The 12,787-nt window shown below is 55.8% G+C and carries 10 protein-coding genes; 7 read left to right on the top strand and 3 right to left on the bottom strand.

Annotation, left to right across the window (positions count from 1 at the left end):
• Window positions 1-237: 237 nt before the first annotated feature.
• From ACXAIA_RS05965 to ACXAIA_RS05955, 3 genes are all read right to left on the bottom strand, one after another.
• Complete coding sequence (locus tag ACXAIA_RS05965) at window positions 238-1,185, bottom strand: glycosyltransferase family 2 protein (protein WP_475348532.1); 948 nt, start codon at window positions 1,183-1,185, stop codon at window positions 238-240.
• 260 nt (window positions 1,186-1,445) lie between these two features.
• A complete protein-coding gene (locus ACXAIA_RS05960) occupies window positions 1,446-3,404 on the bottom strand; it encodes a 3-hydroxyacyl-CoA dehydrogenase NAD-binding domain-containing protein (RefSeq protein WP_475348531.1) in 1,959 nt (652 codons plus the stop codon).
• A 1-nt stretch (window position 3,405) separates the two neighbouring features.
• Window positions 3,406-4,242, bottom strand: coding sequence for an alpha/beta hydrolase (locus tag ACXAIA_RS05955; protein ID WP_475348530.1), 837 nt, complete (start codon window positions 4,240-4,242; stop codon window positions 3,406-3,408).
• Window positions 4,243-4,433: 191 nt separating this feature from the next.
• Here ACXAIA_RS05955 and ACXAIA_RS05950 point away from each other — a divergent pair, with 191 nt between their 5' ends.
• From ACXAIA_RS05950 to kynU, 7 genes are read left to right on the top strand one after another with little or no spacing between them, the layout of a single operon-like run.
• Window positions 4,434-6,728, top strand: a complete 2,295-nt coding sequence (locus ACXAIA_RS05950; RefSeq protein WP_475348529.1) for a bifunctional salicylyl-CoA 5-hydroxylase/oxidoreductase — start codon at window positions 4,434-4,436, stop codon at window positions 6,726-6,728.
• Between the two features lie 6 nt (window positions 6,729-6,734).
• Window positions 6,735-7,493 (top strand): SDR family NAD(P)-dependent oxidoreductase, encoded by a 759-nt coding sequence (locus ACXAIA_RS05945; protein ID WP_475348528.1) that lies wholly within the window; start codon window positions 6,735-6,737, stop codon window positions 7,491-7,493.
• A 2-nt stretch (window positions 7,494-7,495) separates the two neighbouring features.
• On the top strand, window positions 7,496-7,990 hold the full coding sequence (locus ACXAIA_RS05940; RefSeq protein WP_475348527.1) for a MarR family winged helix-turn-helix transcriptional regulator: 495 nt from the start codon (window positions 7,496-7,498) through the stop codon (window positions 7,988-7,990).
• Window positions 7,983-8,795, top strand: coding sequence for an enoyl-CoA hydratase family protein (locus tag ACXAIA_RS05935; protein ID WP_475348526.1), 813 nt, complete (start codon window positions 7,983-7,985; stop codon window positions 8,793-8,795). The genes ACXAIA_RS05940 and ACXAIA_RS05935 overlap by 8 nt, the downstream gene beginning before the upstream one ends.
• Window positions 8,795-9,946 carry an acyl-CoA dehydrogenase family protein gene (locus tag ACXAIA_RS05930; protein WP_475348525.1) on the top strand — a complete coding sequence of 384 codons (1,152 nt, stop codon included), beginning with the start codon at window positions 8,795-8,797 and terminating at the stop codon, window positions 9,944-9,946. Before ACXAIA_RS05935 ends, ACXAIA_RS05930 begins: the two co-directional genes overlap by 1 nt.
• Window positions 9,947-9,971: 25 nt before the next feature.
• Complete coding sequence (locus ACXAIA_RS05925) at window positions 9,972-11,597, top strand: AMP-binding protein (protein ID WP_475348524.1); 1,626 nt, start codon at window positions 9,972-9,974, stop codon at window positions 11,595-11,597.
• Window positions 11,594-12,787 carry a kynureninase gene (gene kynU / locus ACXAIA_RS05920; protein ID WP_475348523.1) on the top strand — a complete coding sequence of 398 codons (1,194 nt, stop codon included), beginning with the start codon at window positions 11,594-11,596 and terminating at the stop codon, window positions 12,785-12,787. The genes ACXAIA_RS05925 and kynU overlap by 4 nt, the downstream gene beginning before the upstream one ends.

Raw genomic sequence — 12,787 nt, 5'->3', positions numbered from 1 at the left:
TCGCCGTCATGCGCAAAATCATTGTAAGGGCAAACGCAAGGATGCGCATATATCATGCAGCGGTCCTTGACACTTAACACCGCTGCTTTTTTAATGTTCGCTTGTCGGGTGCATATGGATCGGAAGATCGCAAACAGGCCATAGCCTGTTTGCAGGTTCTTTGCAGAGGCCAAAGGCCGGAGCTGGCGCAGCCCGAAGGGCGGAGATTAATCCTGTCTTAAACTAGAACGATCTGGACTACTTTGCTGTTTGGGGAATTCGTACCCCACGTTCCGGATGAAAAGAGGCGCAGGTGGCCTTCGTGCGCTCAAAGATGCTCCCACGGTTTGGAAAAAGTTTGGCGGCAACATAACGAGCAAACTCTTTCGAAAACACCGTCGCACGTTCTTGTCGTTTAGCCCATGTCCAAGCGCGGCTTGTCGCTCGTTGAAGTATCTTGGTGCGAACATTTGCGTCCATGTCTGGATGATCGTAAATGAAATAGGCCAGTGCAGCATTGAGATCATGAAGAACTTGAGTTCCTCCGCCTAATGCAGAGGCTCGGTTTTTGGCGTTCTCGACAGTCGGACACCAGTTCAGAATGCTTGGAACAAGCACAAAGTCAGTCTGGTTTGCGAGGCGCAGCGTGAAAGAATAGTCTTGGATAAAGACGCGAGGGTCGCATCCGCCTGCGGCGCGAACAGTCTCCGTTCTGACCAGAACGCAGGTTAGGTTGAAAATCGCCAGTTTTAAAGCGCGCTCTATGGGGTTAGCCAAGAGCTGAGGCGCTTGCCCTGACAACGGTAAATCAGGAGCGTCCATTTTTTCAGAGTTCGCAGGCACAACTTCTCCCAAACTCCAGGCGAGACCTACATCGAATTGCTTAAGCGCTTTGTATAGTTCAACGGTTGCCCGCGGGTGAAGAATGTCGTCGCCATCACAGAACTTGATATAGGGGCGCGTCACAGCATCAATAGCGACATTGGTTGCTATGGCTGGGCCTGCATTTTTCTGAGTAATGATTTTGACGTTGTCGTGGCCGCGAGTGCAATCTTCTAGCACAGCTAAGCTGTTATCTGTTGAGCCATCATCCAAAAAGATATACTCGCAATCTCCCACATCCTTTTGGGCGAAAATCGCCCTCGTCACTTGCGGGATGAAATCTGCTTTATTGTAAAACGTTGCGATGAAACTGACGTCAGGCATTTGTTCGGAAAGTCCTTTGATGAACGCGGAAAGCAGGTTCGTGGTCTAAGTCGGAACGCGAGTTGGGTATGCATAACAAGATTTCTCAACATACATGTAACGGGGCATTCGCACAGGAAAGCAATATGGAAGCAATGAGTAATGGCTAGCAAGAAAAATGAAGGTGCCACTTCTGTTATTGGTTCGTTTAACTCCAACGGCACCCTCTTATCCAAATTCTGAGGGGTCGGACCGAAACGCCAGAGGTTAGCAACATGAGTTCAGTCTGAATTTGTCACAAACATCGGCCCACCCTTATGGCGTGGGAAGCCATAACCATTGATCATTACAACATCGATTGCATCGGCACTGGTGGCGATACCCTCTGCAAGGATCTTCTCTCCTTCTGCGCGCGTGGCCCCAAGGATCACATCCATGATTTCCGTGTTGGTGAAGTCGCGGCGTGTGATGCCTTTCTTTTCTGACTCAGCAATTACCAGTGCGTCGACTTCCGGGTCCGGTTGTGCCTTGCCATTTTCATCATAGCGATACCAGCCAAGGCCGTCCTTCTTGCCAAAGCGGCCCATTTCACAGAGATAATCCCCCAAGGCGACATAACGTTCAGCTGGATCGCGGAACGGGGCGAGGCGTTTGCGGGTGGCCCAGGAAATTTCGAGGCCCGCCATATCCTGCATGGCAAACAGGCCCATCGGGAAGCCGAACTCGACCATGGCGGTATCGATCTGATGGGGGAGTGCGCCATCTTCGAGCATGTATTCGCATTGCTTGCGGTAGGCGGACATGATCCGGTTGCCGATAAAGCCATCACAGACACCACAAGGGACGGCGATCTTGCCAAGGGCGTGGGCGAATGCAAACGCGGTTGCGAGGCTTTTGGCGTCGGCCTTATCGGTGCGTACGACTTCCAGCAGCTTCATGATATGGGCGGGCGAGAAGAAATGCAGGCCTATGACGCGGTTTGGGTGTGCGCAGTTGGCAGCGATTTCATTGATGTCGAGATAGGACGTATTGGAAGCCAGAACAGCGTCGGGCTTGCAATGCTTTGCGAGTTTGCCAAACACGTCATGTTTGACATTCATGTCTTCAAACACAGCCTCGACCACCAGCTCGGCATCCGCCAAGGCCGTATAGTCGGTGCTGGTGGAAAGGGCGGTCATGAGCGCGTCGAAGCGCTCATGAGTGATCAGGCCGCGCTTGAGGCTGCCTGACAAATGCTTTTCGACGGTGGCGCGGCCATTGGCACAGGCATCGTCATCGCGTTCAATGATCGTGACGTCATAGCCTGCAAGCAATGACGCCGTAGCAATACCCGCCCCCATGATGCCGCCACCAATCACGCCAATCTGATGGAGCGGGTTGGGATCAATGCCCTTGAGTTCGGGTAGTTTGGCAACGGAGCGTTCGGCGAAGAAGATATGACGGAGTGCCTTTGACTGCTCGCTGTCACGCAACTCAACGAATTTTTCGCGCTCATAGGTAAGCCCTGCATCAGGGCCGTTCTCAATTCCGGCCCGGATGGCCGAAATGGCCGCTAGCGGGGCGTTTTGACCGCGTGCTTTTTTCTTTGTGGCCGCGGTGACGTCATCCCATTCGGTGGCACTGGGCGCGTTGACGGGATCGCGCAGCAAAAGCGGCGTTGGCATTTCGCGATCGAGAATGGTTTGGGCAAAATCGCGCGCGGCATCGCGGAGCGCACCGTGGGCGATGGCATCAAGCAGGCCGATTTCGTTGGCCTTGCTGGCCGCGACGGGTTTGCCACTGGTGATCATGGCAACGGCCTCTGTGACCGGGATCAGACGCGGCAGGCGGATCGTGCCACCCGCACCCGGGATCAGGCCAAGATTGACTTCCGGCAGACCGAGTTTGGCTTTGCTGTCAGCAATCCGGTAATGACAGCCAAGGGCGACTTCCAGCCCGCCGCCAAGAGCGTGGCCATGAATGGCGGCAATGATCGGTTTGGTGATGGCCTCAAGACGATTGATTACGTCGGGCAGGATCGGGGCTTTCGGCGGTTGGCCGAATTCACTGACATCGGCACCGGCGATGAAGGTTTTGCCGTCGCAGATGAGGATCGCGGCCCGGATGTCGTCATTACTGTCAATCTGATCAAGCGCATCGACGAGGCCAGCGCGAACCGAATGGCTGGTGGCGTTGATTGGCGGGTTGTTGATCGTAATAAAGGCAATGGCGTTTTCGAATGTGAGGGTGACGGTCGACATATTATGCGTCCTCCGCACGGATCGGGGTGAGCAGGCAGGCGACAAGATCAGAATCTGGGTCTGCAAGATCGGCAATGACATTGAAATGATGCTTGTCGGGGGCATGCACAGCGCGCGTGCTGGCACCAAGGCCGGTCCAGATATTGGCAAGCAGATCATTCTGACGCACGAATTCCGGGCGCTCCTCCGCCCCGACCCAGCAGGTGATCGAACACGGTAAGGCGGGCTTTAGCAGGGCAGCACTTTCGCGGACAGCCTCGTTCTCATCAAGCTGCAGGACATCATTCATCGTGGTCTTGAGCAGCGGGCGCAGATCATGCAGGCCGCTGATCGAGACAGTATTTTCAATCCGTGCCTGAACCTGGGCGGCAAGGGGGGATGTGTCAGATACCATACGACTGACAAGATGCCCGCCGGCAGAATGACCGGTGATGTGGATGGGGCCGGCGATCTGGTTGGCCGCGTGCGTGATGGCCGCCCCGATCTGCGTGGTGATCTTTGACAGACGCGCGTCGGGGGCAAGCGTGTAGCTTGGCATGCAAACAGCCCAGCCCTTGGCAACCGCACCGTTGGCCAGATGCGACCAGCTTGATTTATCAAACGCCTTCCAATAACCGCCATGCACGAACACGACGATGCCCCTGGGTGCGCCGGTCGGCAGGAACAGATCATATTTTTCGCGCGGCGCATCGCCATAAGCAATGTCGATCCGGGCGCGATCATCGTTCGTTAAAGTGTCGCGAAACGTTGCCGATTGGGTCGCCCAAAGTTCCGGATAGGTTGCGGCATCGGCAATATAATCGCCATTGGCATAAGCATCGTCCCAGTCGGTAATCATGGTCGGTTCCCTGAAATTCTGTGTGGTGCGCCACGTTACGGTGCGCGGCGCATTGTGATTATGGGGGAAATTCTAGGCAAATCTGAAAATATTTCAAACCTAAAATATTTGTGCTTGAAATAAATGAAATCGAGGCGTACTGTTTTATCAGTTTCCCGAAACAACCAAACAAATCAGGAAGGGAAAAGCTGGTGAGAGTAGCTTGTCTGGGTGGCGGTCCTGCGGGACTTTATTTTGCAATCTCGATGAAATTGCGCGACCCCGCGCATGAGGTTGTTGTGATTGAACGCAACAAGCCAGATGACACATTTGGCTGGGGCGTGGTGCTGTCTGACGAGACGCTGGACAATCTGGCCGAGAATGATGGCAAAAGTGCCGAGGCCATTCGCGCCAACTTTTCATATTGGGATGACGTTGCGGTTCAGTATCGCGGCGAAAAGACAATTTCCACCGGGCATGGGTTCTGTGGCATCGGCCGTAAAAAGCTTCTGATCCTGCTCCAGGAACGTGCACGTGAGTTGGGTGTGGAGCTGCGGTTCGAGACCGAAGCCGAAAGTGCTGCCCACTACGCCAAGGAATTTGATCTGGTCGTCGCCAGTGACGGCCTGAATTCCAAAACCCGCACCGAATTTGCAGACCACTTCCAGCCCGATATCGATACCCGCAAATGCAAGTTTGTCTGGCTGGGCACGCATCAGAAATTTGATGACGCCTTTACCTTTATCTTCGAGGAAACCGATAAGGGCTGGGTCTGGGCGCACGCCTATCAGTTTGATGACGAAACTGCGACCTTCATTGTCGAATGCACGCAGGAAACCTGGGATGCCTATGGTTTTGGCGAGATGAGCAAGGAAGAGTCAGTTGCGACCTGCGAGGCCATCTTCAAGGACCATCTTGGCGGTCATCCGTTGATGAGCAACGCGCACCACATTCGTGGATCAGCTTGGCTCAGCTTCCCGCGGGTTCTGTGCAAGACCTGGTCGCATGAAAACATCGTTCTGATGGGCGATGCCGCGGCAACCGCGCACTTTTCCATCGGATCGGGCAGCAAGCTTGCGCTTGAAAGCGCAATTGCGCTCGCCAATTACCTGCATTCAGAGCCCGACATGACGTCGGCCTTTGACAAATACGAAGACGAGCGCCGTCTTGAGGTTCTGCGTCTGCAGTCGGCTGCGCGCAACTCGATGGAATGGTTTGAGGAAATCGAACGTTATTTCGATTTTGATCCGACCCAGTTCACCTATTCGCTTCTGACCAGATCACAGCGCATCAGCCACGAAAACCTGCGCCTGCGCGATGCCAAGTGGCTTGAAGGGGCAGAAAAATGGTTCCAGACGCAGGCGGGGCTTCCGGAGTCCGAACCGGTGCGTCATCCGATGTTTGTGCCTTATCAGTTGCGCGAGATGTCGCTAAAGAACCGCATCGTTGTCTCGCCAATGGCGCAGTACAAGGCGGTTGATGGTTGCCCGACCGACTGGCATCTGGTGCATTATGCCGAGCGCGCCAAAGGTGGTGCGGCGCTGGTTTATACCGAGATGACCTGTGTCTCGCCAGAAGGGCGGATAACGCCAGGCTGCCCGGGCGCCTATGACGCCAGCCACGAACAGGCGTGGAAACGGATCACCGATTTCGTTCACGCCGAAACCGATGCCAAGCTTTGTATGCAGATCGGGCATTCCGGGCGCAAGGGTTCCACCCAGCTGGGCTGGGAGGAAATGGACGCACCGCTTAAGGATGGCAACTGGCCGCTAATGTCGGCATCAGCCATCGCATGGTCGGATCGCAATGCGGTGCCAAAGGCCATGACGCGCGAAGACATGGATATGGTTCGTGATCAGTTTGTCGCATCGGCCAAAATGGCAGAACGTGCAGGCTTTGACATGATCGAGGTCCATGCCGCGCATGGGTATCTTCTGTCATCCTTCATCAGCCCGGTCAGCAATATCCGCGATGATGAATATGGCGGATCGCTTGAAAACCGGATGCGTTATCCGCTTGAAGTCATCAACGCGGTTCGTGCGGCGTGGCCAAGCAACAAGCCGATGTCGGTGCGTATTTCGGCCAATGATTGGGTCGGAGATGCCGGCATTACGCCAGAAGAAGCGGTCGAGATCGCCAAGATGCTGAAAGCCAATGACGTTGATATCTGTGACGTTTCGGCCGGCCAGACGACGACCGATGCCAAGCCGGTCTATGGCCGCATGTTCCAAACACCCTTCTCGGATCGTATCCGCAACGAGGCCGATATTCCGACGATGGCGGTTGGCAATATCTATGAGGCCGATCACGTCAACTCGATCCTGATGGCTGGTCGTGCCGACCTTGTTTGTCTGGCACGCCCGCATCTGGCCAATCCGTATTGGACGCTGCATCAAGGGGCCGCCCTTGGCAATCGCACGGAAAACTGGCCGGCCCCTTATTATGCCGGGCGCGATCAGATGTGCCGTTTGGCCGAGCGGGCTGAAACCATGACCGGAAAGGTATAAGCACAGATGACCGATCTTGCCGTTCATAACGCATTGATCACAGGCGGCGGGTCCGGTGTCGGGGCTGTGATGGCCGGGATGCTGGCCGATGCTGGTGTGAAGGTTGTTGTTTCCGGGCGGCGATCAGATGTGCTGGCCGAGGTTGCCGAACATGAAAACATCACCGCCATCGTGGCGGACGTGACTGATGAAACGTCGGTGCGTGACATGTTCACCACCATGGTTGATGTGGTTGGTACGCCTGATCTGGTGATTGCCAATGCCGGGATGGCCGAAAGCGCGCCCCTTGGCAAAACGTCAGTCGATCTTTGGCAACGCACCATGGATGTCAACCTGACCGGGACGTTTTTGACGTTTCGCGAGGGATTGGCTGTAATGGACAAGGCCAAGCCGGGGCGGTTGGTTTCGATCACCTCGACCGCCGGGCTTAAGGGCTATGCCTATGTCACGGCGTATTGCGCGGCAAAGCATGGCGTGGTCGGCATGGTCAAGGGCATGGCGGCAGAGCTTGCCAACAGCGCGATCACGATCAATGCCGTTTGCCCGGGCTTCATGGAAACGCCGATGCTGGCGAAATCGGTGGAAAACATCGTTGCCAAGACCGGCATGACCGATGAGGCCGCGCGCGCAAGCCTTGCCAAAATCAATCCGCAAAACCGGTTCATTCAGCCCGAAGAAGTGGCTGACACCGTCATGTGGCTATGCAGCCCGAACGCGGCATCGATAACGGGACAGACGATTTCCGTTTCGGGAGGAGAAGTATGAACATGAACAAGTCCGAAGGGCTTTCCGAACAGGCGGGAAACGAAACGTCTGATCTGTCCAAGGCACGTCTGCGGGCCTGGCTGCAGATCCTGAAGGTGTCTCGTCAGATCGAAGGCGAGCTGCGCGAAAAGATGCGCACGGAATTCAACACCACCCTGCCACGGTTTGACGTGTTGGCCGCCCTTTACCGGGAACGCGATGGCATGCGCATGAGCGAGCTTTCAAAGTCTCTGATGGTATCGAACGGCAATGTGACCGGGATCGTTGATCGTCTGGTGGCAGAAGGACTGGTTGTCCGCCTGCCAGTCGAGAATGACCGCCGGGCATCGATTGTTCGCCTGACCCCGGCCGGTGAAAAGGATTTCGCCGAACGTGCCCTGGTGCATGAAGGCTGGGTTTCGGATTTGTTTGATGATTTGTCGTCGGGTGATGCCGATGCCCTGATCCGAATCCTTCGCAATATTTCCCACCATAACGAGGCGCCCCACAATGACTAAGATGGCAAACATCACGCCTAAGCATTTCAACTGGCGCATGGAAGGCGACGTTGCGGTCATTTCCCTTGATCGTCCGGACCGCAAGAACCCGCTGACCTTTGATAGTTACGCCGAGCTTCGCGATACTTTCCGCGATCTGGCCTATGCCGATGACGTTAAGGCGGTCGTGTTTGGGTCGAACGGGGGCAATTTCTGCTCCGGCGGGGATGTGCATGACATTATCGGGCCTCTGATCGACAAGGACATGAAGGGCCTTCTGGAATTCACCCGCATGACCGGTGATCTGGTCAAGGCGATCATTGGCTGTGGCAAACCTGTCATCGCGGCTGTTGATGGTGTTTGTATGGGCGCGGGGGCCATCATTGCCATGGCATCTGATCTGCGTTTGGCGACAGCGGCATCGAAAACAGCCTTCCTGTTTACCCGTGTCGGTCTTGCCGGCTGTGACATGGGGGCGTGCGCCATCCTGCCACGCATTATCGGTCAGGGCCGTGCGGCAGAGCTTCTTTATACCGGCCGATCCATGTCGGCCGAGGAAGGCGAACGCTGGGGATTTTATAACCGCCTTGTCGATGCAGACGTTCTTGAGGCCGAGGCAATCGAACGGGCAACCCGCATTTCCAAGGGCCCGAATTTCGGTCATATGATGACCAAAACCATGCTGGCCCAGGAATGGAACATGTCCATCGAACAGGCGATTGAATCCGAAGCCCAGGCACAGGCGATCTGCATGCAGACCGAAGATTTCAATCGCGCCTACAAGGCATTCGTTGCCAAGGAAAAACCGGTGTTCGAGGGCGACTGATGGCAGATAAGACCTATCTTGATTGGCCATTCTTTGAAGACCGCCATCGTGAACTGGCGGCAAAGCTTGATGACTGGGCCGCGGCCAACATCAAGGGCATCAATCATGAAGACGTCGATGCTGCCTGTCGTGATCTTGTTGCCCGTCTGGCCAGTGGTGATTGGTTGCGTCATGCGGCGATTGATCCGGAGAATGCTGGATCAAAGCTTGATGTCAGATCGCTTTGCCTGATCCGCGAAACGCTGGCGCGCCATGATGGGCTTGCTGATTTTTCCTTTGCGATGCAGGGGTTGGGGAGTGGCGCAATCTCCTTGTTCGGAACCAAAGACCAGAAAGATACCTGGTTGCCCAAAGTCCGTTCCGGCAAGGCGATTGCCGCCTTTGCCCTGACCGAACCGCAATCGGGGTCGGATGTTGCCAATATCGCGCTTGAGGCAAAACGCGATGGCGATGACTTCATCCTGAACGGCGAGAAAACCTGGATTTCAAACGGCGGGATTGCCGATTTCTATTGCCTGTTTGCCCGCACGGGTGAGGCCCCCGGGGCCAAGGGCCTGTCGGCCTTTGTCGTACCGGCAGGTATTCCGGGCTTTGAGATCGCGGAACGCCTGCACACCATTGCACCGCATCCGTTGGCACGCTTGAAATTTACCGATTGTCGTATCCCGGCCGCAGCCCTCATGGGCAATGGTGGCGACGGGTTCAAAATTGCGATGTCGGTTTTGGATGTTTTCCGCTCCACCGTGGCGGCGGCGGCCCTTGGCTTTGCCAGACGGGCTTTGGATGAAACCGTCACCCGTGTTCAGGAACGCGAACTGTTTGGCGCACCGCTTTTTGATCTGCAGATGGTGCAGGGTCATGTGGCGGACATGGCGCTTGATATCGATGCCTCGGCCCTTCTGGTGTACCGCGCCGCCTGGCTTAAGGACAGCGGCGCAACACGGGTCAGTCGCGAAGCGGCAATGGCCAAACTTTATTCAACCGATCATGCACAAACCGTCATTGATAAGGCGGTGCAAATCCATGGCGGCGATGGTGTGCGCAGCGGCCACATCGTTGAAACGCTGTACCGGGAAATTCGCGCCCTTCGGATTTATGAAGGCGCATCCGACGTCCAGAAAATAATCATCGCACGGCAAACGCTGGCGTAATAATGGCTGTATCAGGGACTTCACAATGCTCGGACCAACCGCACATACCGATAGCTTCACACGGGATAAATTGCCCCCGTTTGCAGAATGGCCGGAAATCAATCTGGATGGGTTTGACTATCCCGAATATCTGAATGCCGGGGTCGAACTGACCGACAAGATGGTCGAACAGGGATTTGGTGACAACACGGCCCTGATCGGCAATGGACGCCAGCGCACCTACAAGGAACTGGCAGACTGGACCAACCGCATCGCCCATGCATTGGTCGAGGATTACGGTGTCAAGCCGGGCAACCGTATTCTGATCCGTTCGGCCAACAATCCGGCGATGGTGGCTTGCTGGCTGGCGGCGACCAAGGCTGGTGCGGTTGTAGTCAATACCATGCCGATGCTGCGTGCCGGTGAGTTGGGTCAGATCGTTGATAAGGCCGAGATCGAATTTGCCCTGTGTGACACGCGGCTGATGGATGAACTGGTGGCGTGCGCCAAGGACAGCAAGTTCCTTAAAAAGGTGATCGGCTTTGATGGTACGGCCAATCATGATGCGGAACTGGATCGTATTGCCCTGACCAAATCGGTCAAGTTCGACGCGGTCAAAACCGGGCGCGATGATGTTGCCTTGCTTGGCTTTACATCGGGCACGACGGGCAGCCCCAAGGCCACCATGCATTTCCACCGGGATCTTTTGATCATTGCTGATGGCTATGCCAAGGAAGTGCTGAATGTGACGCCCGATGACGTGTTTGTCGGATCACCGCCGCTGGCCTTTACCTTTGGCCTTGGCGGGCTTGCGATCTTCCCGCTGCGTTTCGGGGCGACGGCAACCTTGCTTGAAAAGGCATCGCCGCCCAACATGATCGAAATCATCGAAACTTATAAGGCCACGGTCTGCTTTACCGCACCGACCGCCTATCGCGTGATGTTGTCCGCGATGGAAGAGGGGGCTGATCTTTCGTCGCTCCGCGCAGCTGTCTCGGCGGGTGAAACCTTGCCAGCACCGGTTTATGAAGCCTGGATGGAGAAAACCGGCAAGCCGATGCTTGATGGCATTGGCGCGACCGAGATGCTTCATATCTTTATTTCCAACCGTTTTGGCGACAGCCACCCGGCCTGCACCGGCCGCCCGGTGACCGGGTATGAAGCCAAGATTGTCGATGACAAAATGAATGAAGTGCCGGTTGGAACGGTCGGCCGGCTTGCGGTGCGTGGCCCGACCGGGTGTCGTTATCTGGATGATGTGCGCCAGCATGTTTATGTCCGCGATGGCTGGAACCTAACCGGGGATGCGTTTTACGTTGATGAAGACGGCTACTATCACTTTGCTGCACGGAATGACGATATGATTGTCTCGTCGGGTTATAACATCGCCGGGCCAGAGGTCGAGGCAGCCCTCCTTGCCCATGCGGCTGTTGCCGAATGTGCCGTGATTGGCGCACCCGATGAAGAACGCGGCACTGTTGTTCAGGCCCATATCGTTCTTGCGGCCGAATTCAAACCAACGCCCGAGATGGCCAAAGCGCTTCAGGATCATGTAAAAGCGACGATCGCGCCGTTTAAATATCCGCGCTCCGTCGTCTTTATCGAGGCGTTACCAAAAACCGCGACTGGAAAAATCCAGCGCTTCAGACTGAAACAGGAACCGTCTGCATGACCGACTTTGCCGCCACCAAATCCCTGTTCCATATCCCGGAAGGTGTTATTTACCTTGATGGGAATTCGCTTGGTATGCTGCCAAAAACGGCCGCAAACCGTGCCAAGGAGATGATCGAACAGGAATGGGGGGAAATGCTGATCCGTGGCTGGAACGATGCCAAATGGATGGAGCAGCCCGAACGTGTCGGCAATCTTGTCGCGCGTTTGATCGGGGCGGCACCCGGGAATGTGGTGATGGGCGATACCCTGTCGATCAAGGTTTATCAGGCCTTGGCAAGCGCGCTTGAAATGCGCCCGGATCGCAAGGTGGTTGTTTCAGATAACGGTAACTTCCCGACCGATCTTTACATGGCCGATGGCCTGATCAAATCGCTTGATCGTGGTCACGTTCTGAAAACACCGAACCCGGAAGATGTCGAAAGCCTGATCAACGAGGATCTGGCTGTGTTGATGTTGACCCAGGTCGATTATCGCACCGGGCGCATGCATGACATGAAACGCATCACTGATCTGGCTCATGCCGCCGGTGCGCTGGTGATCTGGGATCTGGCGCATTCGGCTGGGGCTGTGCCGGTTGATCTGACCGGATGCAATGCCGATTTCGCGGTCGGGTGTACCTATAAATATCTGAATGGTGGACCGGGCGCGCCAGCCTTTATCTATGTCCGGCCCGATCATGCCAAGGTCGCCCGCCCGGCACTTTCGGGTTGGCTTGGTCATGCGGCGCCCTTTGCCTTTGATCCTGATTATACCCCGGCGCCGGATGTTTCGCGCATGCGTGTTGGCACCCCACCGGTAATTCAGATGACCGTGTTGGAAGAGGCCATGAAGGCATGGGACGGCGTTGAGATGGTCGATATCCGCAAACGCAGTATCGAGCTGTGCGAACAGTTCATCGCCGGGGTCGAGGCAAGCTGTCCGATGTTGGAGCTGGCAAGCCCGCGCAATCCTGACGAACGCGGGTCGCAGGTATCGTTCAAGTTCGATCAGGGTTACGCCGTCATGCAGGCCTTGATTGCGCGCGGTGTGATCGGCGATTTCCGCGCACCCGATATTATCCGCTTTGGCTTTACCCCGCTTTATATCGACAACGCTGATGTCGACGGTGCGGTCAAAATCCTTGCTGACATCATGGAAACGAAGGCTTGGGACAAGCCGGAATTCCACAAACGCAATGCGGTGACCTGA

This window comes from Thalassospira sp. ABL2_045, from assembly GCF_056161285.1.
Note: the sequence above shows the minus strand (reverse complement) of the source record. Positions and strands in the feature narration are given on the sequence as shown.